The sequence below is a fragment of the Vibrio renipiscarius genome (assembly GCF_000827885.1).
In the GTDB taxonomy this organism is placed as follows: Bacteria; Pseudomonadota; Gammaproteobacteria; order Enterobacterales; family Vibrionaceae; genus Vibrio; species Vibrio renipiscarius.
Map to the genome: position 1 here is coordinate 90,276 of NZ_JTKH01000005.1, position 25,797 is coordinate 116,072.

General features: G+C 46.7%; 21 protein-coding genes, 1 tRNA gene and 2 rRNA genes. 10 read left to right on the top strand and 14 right to left on the bottom strand.

Translation table 11 applies throughout. The features are described 5' to 3' along the window. Positions 1 to 6: 6 nt before the first annotated feature. The 6 genes from gspH to gspC form a co-directional block, all read right to left on the bottom strand. A complete protein-coding gene (gene gspH / locus OJ16_RS03050) occupies positions 7 to 600 on the bottom strand; it encodes a type II secretion system minor pseudopilin GspH (protein ID WP_040987329.1) in 594 nt (197 codons plus the stop codon). A 96-nt stretch (positions 601 to 696) separates the two neighbouring features. Then, positions 697 to 1,143: a type II secretion system major pseudopilin GspG gene (gene gspG, locus OJ16_RS03055; protein WP_040987331.1), complete on the bottom strand. Its 447-nt coding sequence runs from the start codon at positions 1,141 to 1,143 to the stop codon at positions 697 to 699. Positions 1,144 to 1,179: 36 nt separating this feature from the next. Next, entirely contained in the window at positions 1,180 to 2,406 is a 1,227-nt protein-coding gene (gspF, locus tag OJ16_RS03060) for a type II secretion system inner membrane protein GspF (protein ID WP_040987333.1), read from the bottom strand. Further along, a complete protein-coding gene (gene gspE / locus OJ16_RS03065) occupies positions 2,406 to 3,899 on the bottom strand; it encodes a type II secretion system ATPase GspE (protein WP_040987335.1) in 1,494 nt (497 codons plus the stop codon). Before gspE ends, gspF begins: the two co-directional genes overlap by 1 nt. Continuing rightward, the gene (gspD, locus tag OJ16_RS03070; protein ID WP_040987337.1) at positions 3,896 to 5,917 is read right to left on the bottom strand and encodes a type II secretion system secretin GspD; all 2,022 of its coding nucleotides are present in this window, start codon (positions 5,915 to 5,917) and stop codon (positions 3,896 to 3,898) included. The genes gspE and gspD overlap by 4 nt, the downstream gene beginning before the upstream one ends. Positions 5,918 to 5,951: 34 nt before the next feature. Continuing rightward, on the bottom strand, positions 5,952 to 6,824 hold the full coding sequence (gene gspC / locus OJ16_RS03075; RefSeq protein ID WP_040987341.1) for a type II secretion system protein GspC: 873 nt from the start codon (positions 6,822 to 6,824) through the stop codon (positions 5,952 to 5,954). A 233-nt stretch (positions 6,825 to 7,057) separates the two neighbouring features. Between gspC and hslR the strand changes: the two genes are divergently transcribed. The 4 genes from hslR (at position 7,058) to OJ16_RS03095 (ending at position 12,343) form a co-directional block, all read left to right on the top strand. Then, positions 7,058 to 7,444: a ribosome-associated heat shock protein Hsp15 gene (gene hslR, locus OJ16_RS03080; RefSeq protein WP_040987343.1), complete on the top strand. Its 387-nt coding sequence runs from the start codon at positions 7,058 to 7,060 to the stop codon at positions 7,442 to 7,444. A 29-nt stretch (positions 7,445 to 7,473) separates the two neighbouring features. Beyond that, a complete protein-coding gene (gene hslO / locus OJ16_RS03085) occupies positions 7,474 to 8,349 on the top strand; it encodes an Hsp33 family molecular chaperone HslO (RefSeq protein WP_152613815.1) in 876 nt (291 codons plus the stop codon). 334 nt (positions 8,350 to 8,683) lie between these two features. After that, the gene (gene pckA / locus OJ16_RS03090; protein ID WP_040987347.1) at positions 8,684 to 10,312 is read left to right on the top strand and encodes a phosphoenolpyruvate carboxykinase (ATP); all 1,629 of its coding nucleotides are present in this window, start codon (positions 8,684 to 8,686) and stop codon (positions 10,310 to 10,312) included. Positions 10,313 to 10,423: 111 nt separating this feature from the next. Next, a complete protein-coding gene (locus tag OJ16_RS03095; protein ID WP_040987349.1) occupies positions 10,424 to 12,343 on the top strand; it encodes an AsmA family protein in 1,920 nt (639 codons plus the stop codon). Here OJ16_RS03095 and OJ16_RS03100 read toward each other — a convergent pair. The 3 genes from OJ16_RS03100 to OJ16_RS03110 all read right to left on the bottom strand — a co-directional run bounded on the left by OJ16_RS03100 (position 12,307) and on the right by OJ16_RS03110 (position 14,698). Then, positions 12,307 to 13,236 carry a bifunctional GNAT family N-acetyltransferase/hotdog fold thioesterase gene (locus OJ16_RS03100; RefSeq protein WP_040987350.1) on the bottom strand — a complete coding sequence of 310 codons (930 nt, stop codon included), beginning with the start codon at positions 13,234 to 13,236 and terminating at the stop codon, positions 12,307 to 12,309. The two genes, OJ16_RS03095 and OJ16_RS03100, sit on opposite strands and share 37 nt — an antisense overlap. Before the next feature lie 111 nt (positions 13,237 to 13,347). Beyond that, positions 13,348 to 13,782 carry a D-aminoacyl-tRNA deacylase gene (dtd, locus tag OJ16_RS03105; RefSeq protein ID WP_040987352.1) on the bottom strand — a complete coding sequence of 145 codons (435 nt, stop codon included), beginning with the start codon at positions 13,780 to 13,782 and terminating at the stop codon, positions 13,348 to 13,350. Beyond that, positions 13,754 to 14,698 carry a virulence factor BrkB family protein gene (locus OJ16_RS03110; RefSeq protein WP_173424993.1) on the bottom strand — a complete coding sequence of 315 codons (945 nt, stop codon included), beginning with the start codon at positions 14,696 to 14,698 and terminating at the stop codon, positions 13,754 to 13,756. The genes dtd and OJ16_RS03110 overlap by 29 nt, the downstream gene beginning before the upstream one ends. Before the next feature lie 37 nt (positions 14,699 to 14,735). On the opposite strand from OJ16_RS03110, the gene OJ16_RS03115 reads away from it, so the two are divergent. Further along, positions 14,736 to 15,377, top strand: a complete 642-nt coding sequence (locus tag OJ16_RS03115) for a DUF2959 domain-containing protein (RefSeq protein WP_040987356.1) — start codon at positions 14,736 to 14,738, stop codon at positions 15,375 to 15,377. On the opposite strand, the gene OJ16_RS03120 is transcribed toward OJ16_RS03115, so the two are convergent. Both OJ16_RS03120 and typA read right to left on the bottom strand, forming a co-directional pair. After that, positions 15,378 to 15,920, bottom strand: a complete 543-nt coding sequence (locus OJ16_RS03120; protein WP_040987358.1) for an AAA family ATPase — start codon at positions 15,918 to 15,920, stop codon at positions 15,378 to 15,380. Positions 15,921 to 16,036: 116 nt separating this feature from the next. Continuing rightward, positions 16,037 to 17,866 (bottom strand): translational GTPase TypA, encoded by a 1,830-nt coding sequence (typA, locus tag OJ16_RS03125; RefSeq protein WP_040987360.1) that lies wholly within the window; start codon positions 17,864 to 17,866, stop codon positions 16,037 to 16,039. Positions 17,867 to 18,439: 573 nt separating this feature from the next. Between typA and glnA the strand changes: the two genes are divergently transcribed. From glnA to add, 5 genes are all read left to right on the top strand, one after another. Next, positions 18,440 to 19,849, top strand: coding sequence for a glutamate--ammonia ligase (gene glnA, locus OJ16_RS03130; protein WP_040987362.1), 1,410 nt, complete (start codon positions 18,440 to 18,442; stop codon positions 19,847 to 19,849). 123 nt (positions 19,850 to 19,972) lie between these two features. After that, the gene (locus tag OJ16_RS03135) at positions 19,973 to 20,563 is read left to right on the top strand and encodes a DUF4124 domain-containing protein (protein ID WP_040987364.1); all 591 of its coding nucleotides are present in this window, start codon (positions 19,973 to 19,975) and stop codon (positions 20,561 to 20,563) included. A gap of 81 nt (positions 20,564 to 20,644) precedes the next feature. Then, positions 20,645 to 21,715: a nitrogen regulation protein NR(II) gene (gene glnL / locus OJ16_RS03140; RefSeq protein WP_040987379.1), complete on the top strand. Its 1,071-nt coding sequence runs from the start codon at positions 20,645 to 20,647 to the stop codon at positions 21,713 to 21,715. Positions 21,716 to 21,752: 37 nt separating this feature from the next. Beyond that, on the top strand, positions 21,753 to 23,156 hold the full coding sequence (gene glnG, locus OJ16_RS03145; protein WP_040987366.1) for a nitrogen regulation protein NR(I): 1,404 nt from the start codon (positions 21,753 to 21,755) through the stop codon (positions 23,154 to 23,156). Between the two features lie 200 nt (positions 23,157 to 23,356). Beyond that, positions 23,357 to 24,361 carry an adenosine deaminase gene (gene add, locus OJ16_RS03150; RefSeq protein WP_040987368.1) on the top strand — a complete coding sequence of 335 codons (1,005 nt, stop codon included), beginning with the start codon at positions 23,357 to 23,359 and terminating at the stop codon, positions 24,359 to 24,361. A gap of 268 nt (positions 24,362 to 24,629) precedes the next feature. On the opposite strand, the gene OJ16_RS03155 is transcribed toward add, so the two are convergent. From OJ16_RS03155 to OJ16_RS20150, 3 genes are all read right to left on the bottom strand, one after another. Continuing rightward, a tRNA-Ser gene (locus OJ16_RS03155) sits at positions 24,630 to 24,720 on the bottom strand. 104 nt (positions 24,721 to 24,824) lie between these two features. Further along, a 5S ribosomal RNA gene (rrf, locus tag OJ16_RS03160) occupies positions 24,825 to 24,940 on the bottom strand. A 91-nt stretch (positions 24,941 to 25,031) separates the two neighbouring features. Further along, positions 25,032 to 25,797, bottom strand: a 23S ribosomal RNA gene (locus OJ16_RS20150); the annotation flags it as partial.

The window sequence follows — 25,797 nt, forward strand, 5'->3', positions numbered from 1 at the left end:
ATCGATTTACTGAACATCGGCGAACTCCTCTTGCTCTCCCGGTTGTAGCAAGACGATTTGACCATTTTCTTTTGCGACTACGTGCCACGCGGTTTCTTCCGCATCGGCATCTTCAGGATAAATCGCAATAGAAAATGGGGTGACTTCACCACTCGACATAACAAACACTTGGGGTGCCGGTAACTCTTTTTCTTCTTCAAGATCGGCAAACATCTCTTCATCAAACAATGAAGTGGGGTTAAACAAACGGTCTTGGTCCTGCCAAGCAGAACCGCCTAAGTTAAATTCAAACTTAAGTGATTTCACCAGTTCGGTTTCATAAGGTAAGCGATCCAGTTGCAGCGGTTGCCAACCTTCACTCTCAAGTTGTTGTAAGAAATAGCGGTTCTTTGTCGAGTCGATTCGCAATCCATAATCTCGACCGCTGAGCATGGCTTCTTCATTTAGCAGTTGCAGCCGTAACCAAAGCGATTTGGCTTGTTGTTCTGCTTCATCACGGTTGTTATCCGGTAAAGAAAACACCACCGTTGAAGCCATGATCGCAATCAATGCCACCACCAACAACACTTCGATTAAGGTAAAACCTTTGTTTTTCGGCATGAACAGCACTACTTCAATACAGTTATCAACATCCGCGCATTCACGGCCTAAAGGGAGAAATGGCGGCCTACGCCGCCAATCTTATTACTCGTGAGGTTATTGGAAATCTTGTAGATTCCAGTTGCCCACATCCGCATTCACACCATCACCGCCTTCTTGACCATCGGCTCCGAGGGTGAACACATCAATACTGCCGTTATCACCAGGGCTTAGGTATTGGTAATCATTGCCCCATGGGTCTTGTGGCAAACGCTTGATGTAACCATCTTGTGGGTAGTTACGTGGCGTTGGATTGCTCGGCTCGGTAACCAATGCTTCCAAACCTTGATCTGTCGTTGGGTACACGTTGTGGTTCAGCTTGTAAGTATCCAAAGCGGTTTCTAGTGCTTTGATATCAACCGTGGCCTTTTTCTGTGCCGCCGTGTCTTTACTACCCAGCAAGTTAGGCGCCACAACACTGGCCAAAATACCTAAAATTACCACCACGACCATCAACTCTAACAAGGTAAAGCCAGACTGTTTTTTATTTTGTTGTTTTTTCATTTTTGTCTCCAAAAGATCACTTTTCTGCCAGCTCAATTAGCCGCTCATTAAGTTGTTCATTTCCAAAATTGGCATCATAGTCGCCATCACAATAAACAGCACCAAACCGGCCAGTACCGCAATCATTAATGGGGTAAAGATCCCTAATGAGATATTTACCATCGATTCAAAGTTCGCATCTTGGTTATCGGCCGCTCGAGTCAGCATACTTTCTAACTCACCACTTTGCTCACCAGAGGCAATCATGTGCAGCATCATGGGTGGGAATAATTTGGTTTGATCTAACGATTTTCGCAGGCTCGCCCCTTCACGAACACGATCCGATGCGAGCAGCACTTGTTGTTTCACGTATTGATTCGACATCACATCCACCGCGACCTTCATACCATCCAAAATAGGAATGGCACTCGAGGTACAGATCGATAATGTACGCGCAAAACGCGCCGTATTTAGGCCACGAGCGATCTTGCCGATAACCGGCATCCCAATCACTCTTTGGTCCCAACGTAAGCGTATCGATGCTTTCGATAAGGCATAGCGGCACAAGTAGACTAAGACAACCGAACCAATCGCAATTGAAATCCACCAATGCTGCACAAAATCACTCGCGCTGATCAAAATACGGGTTGAAAGAGGTAACTCCTGCCCCATTTGCACAAACTGACCCACAATTTTTGGCACCACAGACGCTAATAAGAATGCGACGATACCCACCGCAAACACCACCAATACCACTGGGTATATGAGTGCTTGTTGTAATTTACTGCGCATTTTCTGGCGGTTTTCGGCGTAGTCGGCCAAGCGCTCAAGTACGCCATCAAGGTGACCCGATTTTTCACCCGCGGCGACCATGGAACGAAACAGCTCATCAAAGATATGCGGGTAATCACCCAAGCCATCCGCCAAAGTATGCCCTTCAACCACTTTGGCTCGTACCGCCATTAACATGGTGCGAATGCGGGGTTTTTCCGCTTGCTCAGACACCGCGCGTAAACACTCTTCCAACGGCATGCCCGATTGTACTAAGGTAGACAGTTGACGAGTAATCAACGCCAAATCTGGCGTACTAATACCACGCTTAAAGGTGAGAACATCGCTGTCTTGCTTACTCGCTTGGTGTTTTGCACGCGTCGCAACCACATCGACCGGTACTAAGCCTTGCTCTTTAAGACGAGAACGGACTTGGCGAGCATTGTCACCCTCCATCACCCCTTTTTGAGATTTGCCTTTCGCGTTAAGCGCTTTATATTCGAACGCCGCCATTAGCCTTCCTTGGTTACTCGCATCACTTCTTCAAGTGATGTGACGCCTTGGCGAACTCTCTCTAAACCATCACTGCGAATCGAAGGGGTATGCTGACGAACGACTTTTTCCATCGCTTGCTCACCCGCTTCGTTATGAATCAGTTCTTGAACTTGTTCATTCACCACCAGCAATTCATAGATACCCGTTCGACCACGATAACCTTTGTGATTACAGTGATCACAACCTGCCGGTTTGTATAGCGTTAGAGAATCCTGCGCGCTGAGATCGAACAACGCTTTTTGCGCGCTATCCGCTTCATAGCTTTGCTTACAACTTGGACACAGTGTTCGCACCAAGCGCTGGGCAAGCACCCCCAGCAAAGAAGAGGAAATCAAAAACGGTTCAATCCCCATATCGCGCAAACGCGTAATCGCACCCACCGCGGTATTGGTGTGCAGAGTCGACATCACTAAGTGACCGGTCAATGAGGCTTGCACGGCAATTTGTGCGGTTTCTAAGTCACGAATTTCACCGACCATCACCACATCCGGGTCTTGACGCAAAATCGCGCGCAGGCCACGAGCAAACGTCATGTCCACCTTAGGGTTCACTTGCGTTTGGCCAATGCCATCGATATCAAATTCAATCGGGTCTTCAACGGTAAGAATGTTGCGTTCATTACTGTTGATCTCTTGCAAGCCTGCATACAAGGTGGTGGATTTACCGGAACCGGTTGGACCGGTTACCAGGATAATCCCATGTGGACGAGCAATCATTGCTTGGAAGCGCTGATGGGTTTGCGCTTCCATACCAAGGCTGTGCAGATCAAGACGGGTGGCGTTTTTATCCAACAAACGCATTACCACGCGCTCGCCATGCGATGAGGGCATCGTCGAAACACGCACATCCACCGCTCGACCACCGATACGCAACGAAATACGGCCATCTTGAGGAACGCGTTTCTCTGCTATATCCAGCTTCGCCATGACCTTCACGCGGGACACCAATAACGGTGCCAACTTGCGACTTGGCGATAAAACATCACGTAGAACACCATCGACACGGAAGCGGATCGACAAGCTCTTCTCGAACGTTTCGATATGAATATCCGACGCGCCTTCTTTGATCGCTTCGCCCAACATAGCGTTGATCAGTTTGATGATCGGCGCATCGTCTTCAGACTCTAATAAATCTTCGTCGTGCGGCAAATCTTCGGCGAGCGAGAAGAAATCATCACTATCGGCACCAATGTCTTCCATCAGCTGACGCGCTTCCGACGAATCACGTTGATACGCAATGGTGAGCTTCTTCTCAAAGCTCTCTTTACTCACGGCTTGTAAGACAAAGTTCACCGAGGTGGTGCGCTTCACTTCTAACAGTGCTTCAATCGACAGCGGTTCGACGTAAAACAACGTCAAACCCGCGCTCTCTTGCTCTAACACCAAGTTAAAACGTTTAGCAAAACTAAACGGTAAGCGGCGATGAAGATGCACCGCATCTAACTCCATCATTGCACGCTTTCCATTTGGTCGATAAAGGCTTGTATTTCAGCCGGATGATGGCGTTCATGACCAAACTCTGGCAATACCGGAATATGGCTATCATCCATCAACTTCAAACCTTCTTCTGCTTTGAATAGCTGCTCAGCGCGAATAAAGTTGTACTTACGCTGGGTAATGCCATCCGCCGTCACACCATCGCGAATGATGGTTGGCTTGATAAATACCATCAGGTTTTTCTTTTCTACCTGAGTGCTGGTTGATTTGAATAAATGGCCCAATACCGGAATATCACCCAAGATTGGCACTTTCGATTCACTTTCCATCGCACGTTCATCAATCAGACCACCCAAGACAATCATTTGACCGTCTTCAACAATCACCGAGGTGTTCAACTGACGCTTGGCAAAACGCACATCGACGGCACCATTGGCACCCAAGACATTTGACACTTCTTGCTCAATATTCAGTTGTACCGAGTTGCCTTCGTTGATTTGTGGCACCACTTTCAGTTTGATGCCCACTTCTTTACGATCAACAGTTTGGAACGGGTTGTCATTATTTGATCCCGCCGCCGAGCCCGTAAGGACCGGCACTTCTTCACCAACAATAAACGACGCTTCACCGTTATCCATTACCGTGATACTCGGAGAAGAGAGAATATTGGAGTTAGAGTCGGTGGAAACGGCGGTCAGCAACGCTGTCCAATCACCCATCATGATGCTCACTGCGGCACCATTTACGCCCGCAAGCGCAGAAGCCAGCGTACTGTAATCACCCGATTCGGTAACGGTGGTTGGTCGACGATTGCCATCTGAATCATAATAGTATTCTGTGGTCGTTTGGTCTTCGGCTTCTTCAAGGCCGACCATCACTTGGCCTAACTGAGCACCTGTATTGCCGTATTGAATCACCGCACCGCTTTCTAACGAGCCCCATTGCACGCCAAGGTTGATGCCGTCGCCTTCTGCCATTTCGACAATCAAGGCTTCAATCAATACTTGCGCACGACGAATATCCAGCTGAGCAATCACATTTTGCAACGCCGTCATGATTGACGGCGGCGCGGTGATCACCAATGCGTTGGTTGATGCATGTGCCGCGATCATTACGTCCGTTGAATTCGAATTCGAGCCTTTAGAGCCTGAAGATTTCTCTGCTTGTAGGTTGTCTGATACCCCTTTCAATACATCAACGAGATCTTCAGCTTTCGCGTACTTCAAGTAAACCACTTGGTTGTTGCCACGACTGGCCATTTCTACATCAAGTTGTTGAATTAACTTACGCAGGCGTTTACGGACTTGTGGATCACCAGAAATCAGTACCGAGTTGGTGCGATCATCGGCCACCAGCTTAGGCTGTAAGAATCCTGGGGTGTTTTTGCTATCGCTACTCTTATTCAGAGCATCAACAATACGCACCATTTCAGCCGCAGAGGCGTTTTTCAGATCCACAACTTCAATTTCTTTGTCACCCGCTTGGTCAACACGCTTAATGATGTCCGCTAGACGGTTCACCACAGCCGCACGGCCGGTAATCAAAATGATGTTGGCAGGATCGTAGTGCACAACGTTACCTGCACCCGCATTATCGTTTAGTTGACGCAGCAAAGGAGAAAGCTCACGAACCGAAACGTTACGTACCGTCACGACGCGAGTAACGACTTCATCACCTTTTACATCACCATCGCCAACCACAGGAATGGCCGACGTTTTGGCGTCTTTTGATTTGATGACTTTAAGAATGCCGTTGTCCATTTCGATCACAGCGTAGCCATACACTTCCAGCACATTAAGGAAAAAGCTGTAGTACTGCTCTTCACTCAAGGTGTCGTAGCTACGAACATCAATTTTGCCTCGCACAGATGGGTCGACGATAATGGTCTTCTCTAAATTACGACCAACAATATTGATAAACTCTTGAATGTCGGTGCCCTTAAAGCTGGCGCTGTATTCACTGGCCATCGCTACTGGAGAAACCACTAATGTCGCGGCCAATAGCCATGCGCTTTTCTTAAGCCAATGCTTCACTTTTTACTCCTCAAAGGATAACTCTCTGCGCGTGTTATAATTCGATATAGATATCGTAAGGTTGCCCATTACGTTCTACCGTCAAATTCAATTCTGTTAATTCAGACAGTCGGCGAATAATCAACGCCATCGCACCATCGTCACGTAAATCTTGTCCGTTTAAATGCGTGGCAACATCGCCATCTTTCAAGCCAACAGCATCAAACAATTGACGGCTTTTACCTGCACTTAAACGATACCCCATCAAATCGCCCTCGACCTTGGACGGAGACATGACAATGTATTGGAATATTTGCTTTGAATCTTGGCTGATTTCAGCGCGGATTTTAACCAATTGGTTTTTGGTGTTTTGATCTAACGTTCTCGGTTGTGGCTCTTGAACTACCGGTTTTGAATACTTTAGGCCTTCTAGCATCACCGTTTCATTACGACCCGAGTTATCGACAATAATGCGATCGTGTTGAACTTGAACTAACTTAGCTCGCGTCCCTTCTATCACTTCATTGACGCCATAAGTGGCCTGTTTACCACCTTTGGCAACCACCGCTAAACTCTTCGATGGGTCGCTACTGGTCACCGCCCCGACTAAGACAACATTCAAACGACTCTTTGGTGCATCTTCCAATTTTGGTTTCACAACGGGCGCCACGATTTCGGCTTGGTATTGACCAAACAAATGACTGTTGTGTAGAGAAGATAAATCGAGACGTGAAGAGGCCACCGCGCCCGCGGCATGATGAGTGGGTTTCCATTGCGTAACATCAGTTTGTTGATAGGGAAACCAAACTAACTTTCCGGCCACCCAAGCGGCAGACAAAAGCAAAATAACCATGGCCAAAATACTCAAGCGAGTTTGATTAGCAATGAGCTTTTGTAAATAGGGAGAACTAAAGCTGAACGGCTTCACGGAATTTCCTTGATGACGGTGTGCCCACATCGACTCAATACTGCGATATAGGCATAAAAACACTACAAATATGACCAGCAATCATCAATTCTAACAAACTATATAATTGTGCTATAGGAAAAGATGGCGTCAGCCTCCGTCAAAACTATATTTTAAGCTCTTACCTTGAAAAATGAGCACTACATCACCATTGTTAGGGCGAGAGTTGACCTATTTAGAGGGTAAGAAGTGAGATGGGTTCCCCTACAGACGCGGTAAGATTAGATAAATGGCTTTGGGCAGCACGATTTTATAAAACGCGCTCCATCGCACGAAATATGGTCGATGGTGGCAAAGTTCATTATAATGGGCAACGCAGCAAGCCAAGTAAAATTGTCGAAGTGGGCGCGGTACTGACTTTACGTCAAGCCAACGAAGAAAAAACGGTCACTATTGAGCAAATCTCAGGCCATCGTCGTGGCGCACCAGAAGCTCAAACCCTTTATTCTGAAACCGCTGACAGCATTGCGAAACGTGAAGAATACGCTCGTCAACGCAAGCTGAATGCTCACAACCCTAGCCCTGAACGCCGCCCTGATAAAAAGCAGCGCCGCGATATCATTAAGTTTAAACATCAATAAGCCGGACTGTCCAAATGACTGATACTGTAATCAAGAACAATGTTTTAAATCGCTACCTATTTGAAGACCTATCAGTACGTGGCGAAATGGTGCAACTGGATGAAGCGTACCAACAAATTATCGCGAGCAAGGAATACCCTGTTGCACTGAAAAAGCTACTGGGTGAGCTACTGGTATCGACCACTCTTTTAACGGCAACGTTAAAATTTGAAGGTTCAATTACCATTCAACTGCAAGGTGACGGCCCTGTTTCTCTTGCGGTAATCAATGGCGACCACGATCAAAAAATCCGTGGTGTTGCACGTTGGGATGGTGAAATTGCAGACAATGCAACCTTGCATGAGATGATGGGCAAAGGTTACCTAGTGATCACAATTGAACCGAAGAAAGGCGAACGCTACCAAGGTATTGTTGGCTTAGAAGGTGAAAACCTCACTCAAGTGATTGAAAACTACTTTGCGAACTCTGAGCAGCTAAAAACTCGTCTTTGGATCCGTACTGGTGAGTTAAACGGCAAAGCACACGCAGCGGGCATGCTGATTCAAATCATGCCAGATGGCACAGGCTCAGTTGACGATTTTGAACACCTAGAGCAACTGACCAACACAGTAAAAGATGAAGAGCTATTCGGCCTAGAAGCAGAAGAGTTGCTTTACCGTCTGTACAACCAAGATAAAGTTCGTCTATTTGAACCACAACCGGTTGTCTTCCATTGCGGCTGCTCTCGTGAGCGCAGCGGCGCGGCGATCATCACCGTTGATCGTGCTGAAATAAATGACATTTTAGCGGAGGAAGGTTCAGTTTCTTTACACTGTGATTACTGCGGCACAACATATTCATTCAATGAACCTGAAGTCTCTGAGCTGTTTATCAACGCACTAGGCGGCGACAACGTAGTGCATTAATTTGCATAACTTAACAAGCCTGTAAATTCCTTTAAAAGCCAGCATCATGCTGGCTTTTTTTGTGAACTAAGCCCAGTAATTGCAAGGTTTAGAGCACCGAACGCTATACTTAATTTCTATTCATTAATAATCCATTTGATCTAGCGCATACCTTTCCCTACACGATAAAATATCCGTCGCAATATGTGACGAGTTACCTAAAACCATAGAAAAATCATGGTTAATTTTTGAACTGCATCCCTGTTTTATCCCAGCCTCGTTGCTAGCATGGTTAACAGAGAAAAATAAAACATTATTACAAAATCCCTACAAAAATTTCCCACAAGGAGCACCTATGACCGTTATGGAACATACAAAGGCTGCAACAATTGATCTAACCAAGCACGGACTTCATAATGTAAAAGAGGTTGTACGCAACCCAAGTTACGAAATGTTGTTCGAAGAAGAAACGCGTGCTGATCTAGAAGGCTACGAACGTGGAATAGTCACTGAACTTGGCGCCATCGCTGTCGACACTGGTATTTTCACCGGTCGCTCCCCAAAAGATAAATACATCGTTAAAGATGCCACAACAGAAGAACATATGTGGTGGACATCGGACGCAGTTAAGAACGATAACAAACCAATCAACCAAGCCGTTTGGAACGATTTGAAAGAATTAGTGACCAATCAGCTTTCTGGCAAACGTCTATTTGTGATTGACGGCTACTGTGGGGCAAACCCGGATACTCGCTTGAGCATTCGAGTCATCACTGAAGTGGCATGGCAAGCACACTTTGTAAAAAACATGTTCCTTCGCCCAAGCGAAGAAGAATTGGCAACATTCGAACCTGACTTTGTGGTAATGAATGGCGCAAAATGCACGAACCAGAAATGGGAAGAGCAAGGTCTAAATTCAGAAAACTTTACCGTATTCAACCTAACTGAGCGCACCCAATTAATTGGTGGTACTTGGTACGGCGGCGAGATGAAGAAAGGCATGTTCGCCATGATGAACTACTTCTTGCCGTTAAAAGACATCGCATCAATGCACTGTAGTGCCAACATGGGTGAATCCGGTGATGTTGCGGTCTTCTTCGGTCTATCTGGCACAGGTAAAACCACCCTATCAACTGACCCTAAACGCGCGCTGATTGGCGACGATGAGCACGGCTGGGATGATGATGGTGTCTTCAACTTTGAAGGCGGCTGCTACGCGAAAACCATCAAACTGTCGAAAGAGGCAGAGCCTGATATCTACAACGCCATTCGTCGTGATGCTCTACTAGAAAACGTAACGGTACGTAACGATGGCTCGATCAACTTCGATGATGGTTCAAAAACCGAGAACACTCGTGTTTCTTACCCAATTCATCATATCGACAACATCGTTAAGCCGGTATCGAAAGGCGGTCACGCAAACAAGGTGATCTTCCTATCTGCGGATGCGTTTGGGGTGCTACCACCTGTGTCTAAATTGACACCAGAGCAAACCAAGTACCACTTCCTATCAGGCTTTACGGCCAAGTTAGCCGGTACTGAGCGCGGAATTACCGAGCCAACACCAACCTTCTCAGCGTGTTTTGGCGCGGCGTTCTTAACGCTTCACCCAACCAAATATGCAGAAGTACTTGTTAAACGTATGGAAGCAGCTGGTGCAGAAGCTTACCTTGTGAATACGGGTTGGAACGGTTCAGGTAAACGTATTTCTATCCAAGATACACGCGCAATCATTGATGCGATTTTAGATGGCTCGATTGAGAATGCGAAAACAACGCACATTCCAATCTTCAACCTTGAAGTCCCAACGGCGCTACCAGGTGTTGATCCAGCGATTCTCGATCCACGTGATACTTATGTCGACCCTCTACAATGGGAAAGCAAAGCTCACGACCTTGCTCAGCGCTTTATCAACAACTTTGATAAATACACTGACAATGCAGAAGGCAAATCGCTTGTTGCCGCAGGTCCACAGCTAGATTAGTGACGCTTGCTTAAATCTCTACTATCAGCCCCTCTATGAGGGGCTTTTTTGTTGCAGATGGTTTGATTTGCCGACAGAATCATTACTCACCCTCATTATGGATTGGGCCTTGTGAAAAAAAGACTTCGCTACTTGTTGCTTGCGGTGCTGCTGCTTATTTCCCTTTGTATCGCGGGTTTTTATGCCGTGATGCGCAGCCAATATGCCACGCAAGTGGTCAATGAAGCCTTAGCCCAATTCTCATCACAGCCGATGCAGGTTGAACAAGCCCAATTTACGCCACCTTTACAGCTCACATTGCATGGGCTCACCATCGGTGATGATGCGCCACTCTACCTACCTAAAGTTGAATTGTGGCTGCATCAGTCATTGCCACAACAGAAGACATGGCGCTTTGATGCCATTGTCATTGAGCAAGCCAAACTCAATCTCTCGCAGCAAGCTTGGTCGGTACTGAGCCAATTCAATATTGGTCAACTCGCCTTTAAGCAAAGTGAATTATCGGCTGCCGATTGGTCAGCGCGAGGAGTGAACCTGCAAATCGATCACCCTATTTGGCAAGATGAGCAGCAAGTTTTGCCTTATGGCGATATACAGTTCTCTGCCGAACAGTTGTACGTCAAAGGCCACGCATTGGATAACCTACTGATCGATGCGCAATACCAAGCAAACAGCAGCACGGTGTATGGGGCGTCGTTTGATTGGAATGGTGCGCAAATTTCAGGCCAAGCAGAGCAGTACCCTCAAGGTTGGTCGCTGATCAATGTTACGATTGATCAGCTCAATTTAACCGATGAACAACCGCTGGAAGCGTGGTTGCAACAGCTCGGACAGACCGGCTGGGTGCGCGATATTAATAGCCTAGATATCCTCAAGAGTAACCTCACCTATCAGGGCATGCGTTTGATTAATCTCGATCTCTCCGCAGAAAAAATCACTCCAAGCCTATCCGTGTGGCAGCAAAACGGCGGCTATATTTCGTTTAATGCCGACTCTATTCGTCATAAAAATCAGCTATGGGTAGAACCCAGCGCTACCATTCGTTTATCAACAAATGACATTCAAGTCTCTGAGCTTGATACGGATTGGCTGCAAGGTCGCCTGCAACTGCAAGGAAACCTATCCCCTCAAGCTGTCCATCTAAAACAGTTGTCGCTTTCTGGTATCAAGTTACTTGAAGAAACACAGCAAGATCTCATGAATGCATGGCAGTGGATGCAATCATTGCAGCACTTGGCGATTGATCAGCTCGACGTGAATAACCTGCAAATCATTCAACTCAATCAAAAACCCTTTTGGCAAATCTCAGGCCTTAATATCGATGCGACGGATTTAGTGCTTAAGCAGCAAGGGGAATTGGGATTATGGCAGGGCAATTTAAGCGCCAGTGCCAATAGCGCCAGTATTGATAAGCACCTTAGCACGCAAGCAACGATTGAAATGAATGCCGATCAGAAACAATGGCATCTTACCCGTTTGTTTGTGCCGCTTGACCAAGGCTATATTGAAGCCGATGGTTTCTGGGACAGAAGTAAGCTCAGTGCGCCATGGCAGATCAATGCCACGATAGATGGCCTACCGCTCGATAGCCAAATAGACACATACCAACAGCCGGTTCACCTCAACGCACTGGCTGAAGTACACATGGCGCTATCCGGGCTTGCGGGTGACTATTCGATGCTTGCCCATTCACTGAATGGGTCGGTGTCTGCGGCATTACGTCAGGGCCACATCCGTATCGGTCAACATGGCGAGCCAAGTCAGCTTGAGCAGATTTTTGAATTGGATGACCTCGCGATCAGTGCTGACCGAGGTAGGATCACCATTCAATCTCCAACTCTAGAGCAAGGTATGCAAATGGCTGGGCACATCGACCTCACCCAACCTTCACTTGCAACGCTACTGCTTCGCAATCAAAGTGAATGCCAAACGTTGCAGTGGGACATCACCGCGAAAATCTATCAGTTGTTTGACACATGCTCTGGAGAGCAAGCTCAGACATCCAACCGAGAATCGAGTACTGACTTATAGTTGGGCAGCAACATGTAAGTACCAATGAACTCAACCGCTGCGGTTTTACCGCTGTAAATCGTCACGTGAATGACGATGCGGGCTTTGCGGCCACCCGCTAAACGGTCTAAATCACCACTGATGCCATCTAATGAGGTTTGTGCGACAGGATTTTGCTCGACTGGGTGACGATAGCGAATACGGCTATCTGCTAGCACGATGTCACCATGCAAGCCGCGCTCTTTGAGCAACAACCACGCCATGCCCCAACCGGTTAATGTCGCAAGAGTAAATGCCGATCCGGCAAACAGGGTATTGTGAGGATTGAGATTCGGATTAAGCTGCGCGCTGCATTCAAATTGATAACCCGTGTACTGGTTTATTTTGATGCCCATTTTATCGCTAATTGGAATATGGTGAGCCCAACGCTCTTGCAACTCAGTGCACCATTCCGGCTTGCGCAGCACATTGGCCATTGGATCAAGTGGCTTCACCATTTGTAAATGGCGTGTCGGTCCGCGTTCATCTGAAAGATCGCCGCGACGCTCAAAGCCATTGCGCTCATAAAAGTCGATCGCCTCTTCGCGTGCATTACATACCAAGCGCTTCACGCCATCTTGGCGAGCGAGTGACTCTAACGCCACCAGCAACAACGACCCCATACCTTTACTGCGGCGATTGCTTTTCACTGCCATGTAGCGAATTTGCCCTTCGTGATCGGGCGTCACATACAAACGACCAATCGCCATTGGGCGCCCTCGTCCATCGACAATCATGCGATGATGACTCATCGCATCAAACTCATCACGCTCAGAGCCCGCAGGCATACGCCAAGGTTCGCGCAGCATTTGCCAGCGAAAGTGGTAATACTTTTTAAGTTGATTGTCTGTTTTTGGCGTAATCAGCTTAAACATAAAATTCCTTTTTCATTGCCGCTCACTCTCCGGTGAGCCGGCCAATTAAGCGCTTATCTGGCGCTATTATGGCGATGGATTGATACGGATTTTACCGCAGTAGAAAACAGACTAGACCTGCAGCCAAAATGTCACTGGGCCATCATTGACCAACGAGACTTTCATGTCCGCAGCAAAGCGACCACGTTCCGTCGGCAAGACGGTTGCGCACTGATCGGCGAAGTAGTCATATAAGCGTTCGGCATCAACCGGATGTGCACCACGAGAGAAACCTGCACGAGTCCCTTTGTTGGTGTCTGCTGGCAGAGTAAATTGAGAAACCACCAAGACTTTACCTTCCACTTGCTTCACGTTGAGGTTCATCTTGCCATCTTCATCACCAAACACACGGTAAGTGGTAACGCGCTCCATCAGACGTTTCGCTTTGGCTTCATCATCGTCTTTTTCAACACCAAGCAGCACCAATAACCCTTGTTCAATTTCACCCACAACGTCGCCATCAACACGTACCGTTGCTTCACTCACTCGTTGAATTAGAGCTATCACTTCGACTTCCTTCTTGTTTACTACTTAGGTATTTTCCGCTCGAGTGTACCACGCTTGTCTCGTCACTCCAGTATTCTTGCTCACCCAATGCCGCCGTGACTTCCGCCCCGATCAGCACGATCAGCCAACATAAATAAACCCAAATAAACAGTATTGGAATCGCGGCTAATGCTCCGTAGATCACTTGATAGGATGGGAATTGAGTAATGTAAACGGTAAAGCCTTTTTTACTTAATTCAAACAACAGCGCCGCCACCAGCGCGCCTATCATCGCATGAGAAAGTTTCACTTTTTTGTTCGGCACAACCGTATAGAGACCAACAAACGCGAGGAAAGATAAAATCAACGGTAACCAGCGCAAAAATTCATCATAAGCGGTCAGCAATACATGGCTGTCTAATAGGCGCAGCGAGGTGACATATGAGCTCACCGCAATACTGGCACCGACGAGAATCGGCCCCAACGTGAGAAACATCCAATACATTGAAAAAGAAAACACCATCCGGCGTTTTTTCGTCACTCGCCATATATAATTAAGGTTGTTGTCGATGTTAGAAATCAACATCACCGCCGCGACAAATAAGAAAGCACCGCCAACCGCGGTCATTTTTCCGGTATTGCTGATAAATTCGAGTAAGGCGTTTTTCACCGCATCGCCGGCAGTAGGCACAAAATGCGTGATCACAAAATCCTGAATCGTGGTGCCCACATCGGCAAAAATAGAGAATGATGACAATACGGAAAGCAATACCGTCAACATTGGCACAATCGAAAGCAAGGTGATGTAGGCCAAATAGCCTGCGTTAACATTAATTCGATCGTGCAACATGCGCGTTAAGAGGTAGCGCGCAAATTGAATACACGGCTGCATGAAGGGGGCCATTTTCAACTTGTATCTCCCTATCATCTGATTCATCCTAATTCTGTTATTATTCGCTTAAAGGGACTTTACGATGCCTTATTTTATCGCTTTTTTGATGGCTCTTACGACGCTGACTGGATGCCAATCCACCTATTATGCCGCGATGGAGCAAGTCGGTGTGCACAAGCGCGACATCATGGTCGATCGCGTTGAAGACGCTAAAGTGTCCCAACAAGAAGCGCAGCAAGAGTTTACCAGCGCACTCGATGCCGTGTCAGCTCTAACCCATTTTGACGGTGGTGAACTCGAAACCGTTTACAACCAAATCAATGATAAATATGAAGCCAGTGAGAGCGCGGCGCAAGAAGTTAGTGATCGAATTGCGGCCATTGAAGACGTCTCTGATGCGTTATTTGCCGAATGGGAGCAAGAGCTAGAACTCTACACCAACGCCTCTCTACGTCGCTCTAGTGAACAAAAACTACGAGAGACACGAACATCTTACAACACCATGATTAAAGCGATGCAGCGCGCCGAGCAACGCATGACACCGGTTCTGAATGCACTTCGTGATAATACGTTGTTCTTAAAACACAACCTGAATGCCAGTGCGATTGGTTCTTTGCAAGGCGAATTTGTTAGCCTAGAAAGAGAAATCGAACAAGCGATTCAACAAATGAACCAAGCGATCAGCGAATCCGATAAGTTTCTCAATAAACTACAAACGCAATAATCACGCTTCCATTGTCATCGGGAGTGCTGCGGCACTCTCGATAAAAGCACACCTCTCAGCCAAGGTTCCCCAAGGCACTTCCACGACCTGATAACCGAGCTGCTGATAAATCGCGACTAACGCATCGTGGATCGCGAGCGCGCCTTCAAACGGATATGGACGCACCTCATCTTGCACATAGATGTCTCGATGTGGGCGACAGAAAAAGACCTGCCCATGGTAGCCGGCACTTGCCTCACGATAATGCGCATCAATTTCTAGCCCTGCCTGGGCTAAATAACCACAAATATCGGGAATCGCGCGATCCACAAAAGCCACACTCTGCAAAGCGGCTTGTTGCTTTTGCTCGCTCATGCTTTCTAAACATAATGCGGCAAAGCCCGGTAAATCATGCCAAGGTAAGATGCCATTCTCCAATTGAGCTTGCTGCTCAATGAGCGTGCGAGAGACCTCTGCAAACGTTGCATACCCTTTATTCGCTAATGCATCAATTAAGCTAGTTTTCCCCGCGCCTGGGCCACCGGTAATAATGATCGGTAACATCTCAATTCCTGTTTTTTTGTGTTCAACATTCTATGATCGTTGTTGTTCGCTAAATCGCGCCCATAAAAAAGGCCCTGATATTATCAGAGCCTTTCATTTAATCGACTAGCGACTAATTATTTTGGTGCACGACCTGCGCGTTTACGATCGTTCTCAGTAAGTAGTTTCTTACGGATACGGATGCTTACAGGTGTTACTTCAACTAGTTCATCATCATCGATAAATTCTAGAGCTTGCTCTAGCGTGTGCTTGATAGCTGGAGATAGCGTTTGAGCTTCATCAGTACCAGAAGCACGAACGTTCGTTAGCTGCTTACCACGTAGACAGTTGATTGTTAGATCGTTTGAACGGTTATGAATACCGATGATCTGACCTTCGTATACTTCATCACCGTGCTCTGCGAACAAACGGCCACGCTCTTGAAGGTTAAACAGTGAGTAAGTTACCGCTTTACCCATACCGTTAGAGATCAATACGCCGTTAGCACGTTGACCAATTACGCCACCTTTGTGTGGACCGTAGTGATCAAATGAGTGGTAGATAAGACCAGAACCAGAAGTCATTGTTAGGAATTCTGTTTGGAAACCGATCAGACCACGAGAAGGCATAACGAAGTCCATACGGATACGGCCTTTACCATCTGGTGCCATGTCTTTCATCTCACCCTTACGGATGCCGATGTTTTCCATAACACTACCTTGGTGCTCTTCCATTACGTCGATAGTTACCGTTTCAAACGGTTCCATTAGCTCACCATCGATTGTTTTGATGATTACTTCTGGACGAGATACTGCTAGCTCGAAACCTTCACGACGCATGTTTTCGATCAGGATAGATAGGTGAAGCTCACCACGGCCTGAAACGCGGAAACGGTCTGGACTGTCAGTTTCTTCTACACGTAGTGCAACGTTGTGTACAAGTTCTTTTTGTAGACGCTCAAGGATGTTACGTGACGTTACGAACTTACCTTCTTTACCCGCGAACGGAGAAGTGTTTACTTGGAACGTCATTGTTACTGTTGGTTCATCAACAGATAGTGGTGGCAATGCTTCAACATTGTTTTGATCACAGATAGTGTCTGAAATTTTCAGCTCACCAAGACCTGTGATTGCAATGATGTCGCCAGCGTCAGCTTGTTCAACTTCATGACGGTCAAGACCAAGGTAGCCCATTACTGTGCCCACTTTGCCGTTACGTTTTTTGCCGTCAGCGCCAACGATAGTTACTTGTTGGTTAGCACGAACGCTACCACGAGTAACACGAGCAACACCGATAACACCTACGTATGAGCTGTAATCTAGTTGAGAGATTTGCATTTGTAGTGAACCTTCACGGTCAACGTTTGGAGCATCTACGTTGTCTACAACTGCTTGGAACAATGGTTCCATGTTCTCGCCAGTTTCGCCTTCTTCCATTGTTGCCCAGCCGTTTAGTGCTGAAGCGTATACAGTAGTGAAGTCTAGCTGCTCATCAGTCGCGCCTAGGTTGTCGAACAAATCAAAGATTTGATCCATAACCCACTCAGGACGTGCGCCTGGGCGGTCAATCTTGTTGATTACAACGATTGGCTTAAGGCCGTGAGCAAATGCTTTTTGCGTTACGAAACGAGTTTGTGGCATTGGGCCATCAACTGCGTCAACGATAAGCAAAACAGAGTCAACCATTGACATGATACGCTCAACTTCACCACCGAAGTCCGCGTGTCCCGGAGTATCTACGATGTTGATGCGGTAGTCGTTCCAGTTGATTGCTGTGTTCTTAGCAAGAATGGTAATACCACGTTCTTTTTCGATGTCGTTCGAGTCCATGACACGCTCTTCAGCTTCGCCACGAGACTCCAAGGTACCTGATTGTTGTAGCAGTTTATCAACCAGTGTTGTTTTACCGTGGTCAACGTGCGCGATGATCGCGATATTTCTCAATTTATCAATCTGTGTAGTAGCCATGGATTTTGATTCACTTATAAAAGAAATGACCCTCAGCGAATAGAATTCAGCCAAGCATCACTTATTTGATTAAAAAAACGTCCGTAATGTACCAGATTTTAGCGAAAAACCTAGAAATATGTGATCCATCCCTGAGGTTTTCGACAATATTAGGCGTTTTAAGCAGCTAACTTTTTGCTCAGCCCGCCTCTACAGCTTAAGCATAGCCAAGAATCTCGCCTTCTTGAACGAAATTACCGACGAAATAATGGAAATCGCTCTCCAGTTTAATCGTAAAGTCGTTGACATCTCATTCAAACGACGGCTGAATGGAATCGTTTTTTTTGCTTCATTATTGTGCACTTTGCATTTATTGCACCACTACGGTGCATGGCAATTCCAATTTGGTGCAAGGAAATAAAGAAAATACACCACAATTTACATAATACATTGAAATTAATGGATTAATTTTTTTGGCACGAATTTGGCTTAGTAAAAATCAGCATCGATTAATGAACTTCACTCAAGATTAATCAATGCTAGATTACCCAAATCGAGCTAATACCGCTTTAATAACACTGGAGGTTATCCAAGATGTCAGTTGAAAACGTTCTATCGCTGATCCAAGAAAACGAAGTTAAGTTTGTTGACCTACGCTTTACTGATACAAAAGGTAAAGAGCAACACATCTCTATCCCTTCTCACCAAGTCGATGCAGACTTTTTTGAAGACGGAAAGATGTTTGATGGTTCTTCAGTTGCTGGCTGGAAAGGCATTAACGAATCAGACATGGTGATGATGCCTGACGCAACATCAGCTGTGCTTGACCCATTCACAGAAGATTCAACGCTAAACATCCGTTGTGACATCCTTGAGCCTGCAACAATGCAAGGTTACGACCGTGACCCTCGCTCTATCGCGAAACGCGCTGAAGATTACATGCGTGCAACCGGTCTAGCTGACACTGTGCTTGTTGGTCCTGAGCCAGAATTCTTCTTGTTTGACGATGTAAAATACTCAAACGACATGTCTGGTTCTTTCTTCAAGATCGATGACGTGGAAGCGGCATGGAACACAGGTGCAGATTTCGAAGGCGGTAACAAAGGTCACCGTCCAGGCGTGAAAGGCGGTTACTTCCCAGTTGCTCCAGTTGACTCATCACAAGACATCCGTTCTGCAATGTGTCTGATCATGGAAGAGATGGGCCTTGTTGTTGAAGCTCACCACCATGAAGTAGCAACGGCAGGTCAAAATGAGATCGCGACTCGCTTTAACACGCTAACAGCGAAAGCCGATGAGATCCAAATCTACAAGTACGTTGTACATAACGTAGCACACGCTTTTGGCAAGACAGCGACATTCATGCCTAAACCACTTGTTGGTGACAACGGCAGCGGCATGCACGTACACATGTCTCTAAACAAAGATGGTCAAAACTTGTTTGCGGGTGATAAGTACGGCGGCCTATCTGAGATGGCACTGAACTTCATCGGTGGTATCATCAAACACGCTCGTGCAATCAACGCATTTGCTAACCCATCAACGAACTCATACAAGCGTCTAGTCCCAGGCTATGAAGCACCAGTTATGCTTGCATACTCTGCACGTAACCGTTCAGCTTCTATCCGTATCCCAGTGGTACCAAGCCCGAAAGCGCGTCGTATCGAAGCTCGCTTCCCAGATCCAGCAGCGAACCCATACCTAGCGTTTGCTTGTCTATTAATGGCAGGTCTTGATGGCGTGAAGAACAAGATCCATCCAGGCGAAGCAATGGATAAAGACTTGTACGACCTACCAGCAGAAGAAGCAGCTGAGATTCCAAAAGTAGCAGAATCACTAGAAGTGGCTCTAAAAGCACTAAACGAAGATCGTGAATTCTTGACTTCTGGCGGTGTGTTCTCTGATGACTTTATCGACTCTTACATCAAACTTAAAATGCAAGATGTTGAGAAAGTGAACATGGCAACTCACCCGCTTGAGTTCGAACTTTACTACTCAGTGTAATCAGATTACATGATTATCAGGCTCGCCTCGCAGGCGGGCCTTTTTTATATGCAGCAAAAAAACTTCTTGTTTATAGTCTATTTAGTGAACAACCAACCGGACTAAAAAGAAGAGAGAAATGCGATGCTGAAAACTATCTTATTGTCCCTTCTATGCCTTAGTTTTAGCTTACCTATCTATGCTAACAATGGGAAAACTGTGTTTACCTGGGTCGACGAGCACGGTGTTTTACATTTTAGCGATACCCCCGACAGTACAGACGCATCTGCGGTTAAACTGCAAGACTTCCAACCTATTCCTGTTGAATTAGAGGAATTAACCCCAGATTTTGGTGATATTGACGATCTAAACCAAGATGATGACATCACTTCAAATCCAGAGCCTAAAGAAAAAATAATTGCGCTGGCACTCGAGATAACACAACCAAATAACGATGAAATAATCCGCAGCAATGATGGAAACTTCACCGTGAGTGCGGAGCTCAATCGCCAACTTGTCCCAGGTGAACAGCTACAATTATTACTTGATAATCAGCCTTACCACGCTCCAACCACCTCCCCAACGTGGTCACTACGTAATATTGACCGCGGCACACATCAACTTAGTATTGAAGCGAAACAAAGCGGCAAGCAAATTGCATCCTCTCCTAGTATTACGGTACATCTTCAGCGAGCTGTGGTTAAGAAAGTAAAACCTCAACCCAAAGCCCTCTAGAGCTGCACTTTTACTTTCTCTTCTATAGGGAATGCGCCATACTTGAAGTTGTTGCACCAATATAGTGCAATCGCTTCAAGCATGACGAGCAGGGAGACTCGAGTGGATCACGAGCTAAATACAATAATACTGAATCACCAAGTTACGGCGATTTTGATCATGGATGAATCACTACAGATTCGTTATGCCAATCCTGCCACTGAACAGCTTTTCTCGCAGAGCGCGAAAAGATTAGTGAAGACACTTTTAAGCCAGCATATCCAACATGCTTCGCTTGATTTAGACCTACTCTCCCAACCACTGCAAAGTGGCCAAAGCATAACCGATAGCGATGTGACCTTTATTGTCGATGGCAAACCCTTGATGCTCGAAGTCACCGCAAGCCCCATCTCATGGCAGAAAGAAATATTGCTGCTCGTAGAAATGCGAAAAATTGACCAGCAACGCCGGTTATCACAAGAGCTTAATCAACACGCTCAACAACAAGCGGCCAAATTATTAGTCCGTGGCTTGGCTCATGAGATAAAGAACCCTCTTGGTGGCTTGAGAGGGGCAGCACAGCTACTTGAACGCTGTTTACCGGATCAAAGCTTAAAGGAATACACTCAAATCATTATCGAGCAAGCCGATCGGCTGCGATCTCTTGTCGATCGCTTACTTGGCCCTCAAAAGCCAGGCACAAAGAAACCGGAAAACTTGCACCTGATTCTTGAGAAAGTACGTCAACTGGTTGAGCTCGACACTCACGAACAGATCCACATTGAACGCGACTATGACCCGAGCTTACCTGACATACTGATGGACGTTGAGCAAATAGAACAAGCGCTGCTGAACATCGTTAGTAATGCCGGACAAATCTTATCAAGCCAACCGCATGGAACCATCACGCTACGCACACGAACCGTGCATCAGGCCAACATTCATGGCCAGCGTTACAAACTCGCGGCCCGAATTGAAGTTATTGATAATGGCAGAGGCATTCCCGTTGACCTGCAAGATACGCTCTTCTACCCAATGGTAAGCGGTCGAGAAGGGGGAACAGGGCTAGGTTTATCCATCTCACAGAATTTGATCGACCAACATAAAGGCAAAATTGATGTTGAAAGTTGGCCTGGCCGTACTTGCTTCACCATATTTTTACCCATCACATAATGAGCACTATTAAGCACACGGCTGCGAGGAAGAAACAATGAGCAAAGGATACGTTTGGGTTGTCGATGACGACAGTTCTATCCGTTGGGTAGTCGAAAAAACACTGTCATCCGCCAATATAAAATGTGAAACCTTCGCTGACGCCGAAAGCGTACTCTTGGCCCTAGAGCGAGAAACCCCCGACGTACTGATTTCGGATATCCGCATGCCTGGTATTAGCGGCATGGAGCTACTGAATCAAGTACAGCAACGTTCACCGGATTTACCCGTCATCATCATGACCGCGCACTCGGATCTTGATGCTGCCGTCAACGCTTACCAACAAGGCGCGTTTGAGTATCTACCGAAACCGTTTGATGTGGATGAAACGCTGACTTTAGTCGAGCGAGCAATCGCACACAATCAAGAGCAACGACAGCAACAAGCAAAAGTCGGTAATCACATAGAGCCCACACCTGAAATTATTGGTGAAGCACCTGCTATGCAGGAAGTGTTTCGCGCTATTGGCCGTCTATCTCGATCCTCCATCTCGGTACTCATTAATGGTGAATCAGGAACAGGCAAAGAGCTCGTTGCACATGCATTACATCGTCATAGCCCGCGCGCTAAAAAACCGTTTATTGCCCTCAATATGGCCGCAATTCCCAAAGATTTGATTGAGTCAGAGCTATTTGGTCATGAGAAAGGCGCGTTCACCGGTGCCAATGGTGTTCGCCAAGGCCGATTTGAACAAGCCAATGGCGGGACATTATTTTTGGATGAAATTGGAGATATGCCACTGGATATCCAAACACGCTTGTTACGTGTATTGGCCGATGGTCAGTTTTATCGCGTTGGCGGCATTTCTCCGATACAAGTGGATGTGCGTATTGTTGCCGCAACCCATCAAAACCTAGAAAAACGAGTGGCCGATAGCGATTTTCGTGAAGACTTATTTCATCGTCTTAATGTCATACGTATTCAAATTCCGTCACTACGAGAGCGTCGCCAAGATATCGAAAAACTCGCACTGCATTTTCTTCAACTTGCTTCCGAAGAGCTCAGTGTTGATGCTAAAACGCTTCACCCAGCGACGGTTGAAACCCTCGCTAAATTGGATTGGCCGGGTAATGTTCGTCAGTTAGAAAACATTTGCCGCTGGTTGACCGTGATGGCGAGTGGCAGTGAAGTGCTGCCCAATGACCTACCAGCCGAGCTGCTTGAAGTGAAAACCATGCAGACCAACTCCACGGGTAATAACTGGCAACAGCAACTCTCGACTTGGGCGAAAACTGCGCTCGAAAATGGCGACGCTGAAATACTGAACGTTGCACAACCTGAGTTTGAACGTATTTTACTTGAAGCCGCTCTCGACCATACCAATGGTCATAAACAAGAAGCAGCCAAAGTATTGGGCTGGGGTCGAAATACGCTCACCAGAAAGCTCAAAGAGCTCTATTGATTCATCCATCGCAAACTCTTCAATACCATTGATGCGGAGAACTCTATCCGCATCAATCCTTCCTCAAATAATGACTCAACAAATTTCGTTAACATGAAGTCAATTTCATCGAGATTGAGGGAATTTCAACACATCCCCTACTGACACTTGCTGATTTGATTCTTATACTTAGCTCAACTTGCTCCGTTTGGAAAATGATAATGATAACGAAGAATTTACCGCTCACCGATTTGCACCGCCATCTAGATGGCAACATCCGAACTCAAACCATTCTTGAGTTAGGTCGACAATTCGGTATTGCTTTGCCTGCGAATGATATTGTAGGCCTAACACCTCATGTCCAGATTGTTGAAGCAGAGCCTTCACTTGTCGCGTTTCTCTCGAAGCTAGATTGGGGTGTCGCGGTTTTGGGCGATCTCGATGCTTGTCGTCGTGTCGCTTATGAAAACGTGGAAGACGCACTTAATGCACAAATCGATTACGCCGAACTTCGCTTCTCTCCTTACTACATGGCAATGAAGCATAATCTTCCTATTGCAGGCGTAGTAGAGGCGGTTGTCGATGGCGTACAAGCCGGTGTCCGTGACTTTGGTGTTAAGGCTAACCTTATTGGCATTATGAGCCGTACATTCGGTACAGACGCTTGTCAGCAAGAGCTTGATGCGATTCTTTCACAGAAAGACCACATCGTTGCAGTTGATCTCGCGGGTGATGAATTAGGTCAGCCGGGTGATCGTTTCGTGACACATTTTGCTCAAGTAAAAAATGCAGGACTGAATGTGACCGTGCATGCCGGAGAAGCCGCTGGCGCGGAAAGTATGTGGCAAGCGATACATGAACTAGGTGCGACGCGTATCGGTCACGGTGTAAAAGCGATCCAAGACCCGAAACTTATGGATTACCTAGCAGCTAACCGTATCGGTATTGAGTCATGTCTAACCTCAAACTTCCAGACCAGCACGGTTGAATCACTCGCGACTCACCCAATCAAGCAGTTTCTTGAGCATGGTGTATTAGCCTGTCTAAACACCGATGATCCCGCAGTTGAAGGTATTGAGCTTCCTTACGAATATGAAGTTGCTGCACCACAAGCTGGCCTGTCTCAAGCACAAATTCGTCAAGCACAGATCAACGGTCTAGAGTTGGCGTTCTTGTCTAACGCAGAGAAACAAGCCCTACGCGACATGGCAGCTAAGCGCGTTTAAGCCATTAACTCAATCAAGTTTTATAGCCGGCCTTAGGGTCGGTTTTTTTATACCTGAACAAAAGGAGAGTTGAGAGTTGAGAGTTGAGAGTTGAGAGTTGAGAGTTGAGAGTTGAGAGTTGAGAGTTGAGAGTTGATAAATTGTATCTCTTTAGGGGATAGGGCGGTCAAGCTATCGCATTGAATCTATCGATGACGATTGCATGCTCTATATTTTAAAGACTTATAAACGAAAAAACCCCAGTCTTTCGACTGGGGTTATTCGAATGTGGCGGAGAGATAGGGATTTGAACCCTAGGTGGGCTATAAACCCACGCCGGTTTTCAAGACCGGTGCTTTAAACCACTCAGCCATCTCTCCACGTTCTTTCATCATCAGATTAGTACACTGACGATGTTGTTATTTGCTATGCAAATAACGGTGTTTCTTGTCTTCACTTGGCTAAAGATGAAAACGAAATTAAAGCCTGGCGATGTCCTACTCTCACATGGGGAAACCCCACACTACCATCGGCGCTATTGCGTTTCACTTCTGAGTTCGGCATGGAATCAGGTGGGTCCGCAACGCTATGGTCGCCAAGCAAATTCTTTAATTCGGAAAGCTGTCTTATGTTCTCACACACATTCAATCATGTTCTTGCATTGAGTCCTACAAAACCCCTTGGGTGTTGTATGGTTAAGCCTCACGGGCAATTAGTACAGGTTAGCTCAACGCCTCACAGCGCTTACACACCCTGCCTATCAACGTTCTAGTCTCGAACAACCCTTTAGGGCACTTAAAGTGCCAGGGAAAACTCATCTCAAGGCTCGCTTCGCGCTTAGATGCTTTCAGCGCTTATCGATTCCGAACTTAGCTACCGGGCAATGCCACTGGCGTGACAACCCGAACACCAGAGGTTCGTCCACTCCGGTCCTCTCGTACTAGGAGCAGCCCCTTTCAATTTTCCAACGCCCACGGCAGATAGGGACCGAACTGTCTCACGACGTTCTAAACCCAGCTCGCGTACCACTTTAAATGGCGAACAGCCATACCCTTGGGACCGACTTCAGCCCCAGGATGTGATGAGCCGACATCGAGGTGCCAAACACCGCCGTCGATATGAACTCTTGGGCGGTATCAGCCTGTTATCCCCGGAGTACCTTTTATCCGTTGAGCGATGGCCCTTCCATACAGAACCACCGGATCACTATGACCTACTTTCGTACCTGCTCGAACCGTCATTCTCGCAGTTAAGCGGGCTTATGCCATTGCACTAACCACACGATGTCCAACCGTGTTTAGCCCACCTTCGTGCTCCTCCGTTACTCTTTGGGAGGAGACCGCCCCAGTCAAACTACCCACCAGGCACTGTCCGTAACCCCGATAAGGGGCCAACGTTAGAACATCAAGCATACAAGGGTGGTATTTCAAGATTGCCTCCACAAATACTTTTTTTTT

Coding starts and splice junctions, on each gene's coding strand:
- typA (WP_040987360.1), bottom strand. CDS start 17,866: ATGGCTACTACACAGATTGATAAATTGAGAAATATCGCGATCATCGCG.
- OJ16_RS03100 (WP_040987350.1), bottom strand. CDS start 13,236: ATGTTTAAGCTGATTACGCCAAAAACAGACAATCAACTTAAAAAGTAT.
- OJ16_RS03135 (WP_040987364.1), top strand. CDS start 19,973: ATGCTGAAAACTATCTTATTGTCCCTTCTATGCCTTAGTTTTAGCTTA.
- hslR (WP_040987343.1), top strand. CDS start 7,058: ATGGGTTCCCCTACAGACGCGGTAAGATTAGATAAATGGCTTTGGGCA.
- glnA (WP_040987362.1), top strand. CDS start 18,440: ATGTCAGTTGAAAACGTTCTATCGCTGATCCAAGAAAACGAAGTTAAG.
- gspE (WP_040987335.1), bottom strand. CDS start 3,899: ATGATGGAGTTAGATGCGGTGCATCTTCATCGCCGCTTACCGTTTAGT.
- OJ16_RS03110 (WP_173424993.1), bottom strand. CDS start 14,698: ATGAATCAGATGATAGGGAGATACAAGTTGAAAATGGCCCCCTTCATG.
- gspH (WP_040987329.1), bottom strand. CDS start 600: ATGCCGAAAAACAAAGGTTTTACCTTAATCGAAGTGTTGTTGGTGGTG.
- gspF (WP_040987333.1), bottom strand. CDS start 2,406: ATGGCGGCGTTCGAATATAAAGCGCTTAACGCGAAAGGCAAATCTCAA.
- glnL (WP_040987379.1), top strand. CDS start 20,645: ATGACGAGCAGGGAGACTCGAGTGGATCACGAGCTAAATACAATAATA.
- OJ16_RS03120 (WP_040987358.1), bottom strand. CDS start 15,920: ATGTTACCGATCATTATTACCGGTGGCCCAGGCGCGGGGAAAACTAGC.
- glnG (WP_040987366.1), top strand. CDS start 21,753: ATGAGCAAAGGATACGTTTGGGTTGTCGATGACGACAGTTCTATCCGT.
- pckA (WP_040987347.1), top strand. CDS start 8,684: ATGACCGTTATGGAACATACAAAGGCTGCAACAATTGATCTAACCAAG.
- add (WP_040987368.1), top strand. CDS start 23,357: ATGATAACGAAGAATTTACCGCTCACCGATTTGCACCGCCATCTAGAT.
- OJ16_RS03115 (WP_040987356.1), top strand. CDS start 14,736: ATGCCTTATTTTATCGCTTTTTTGATGGCTCTTACGACGCTGACTGGA.
- gspG (WP_040987331.1), bottom strand. CDS start 1,143: ATGAAAAAACAACAAAATAAAAAACAGTCTGGCTTTACCTTGTTAGAG.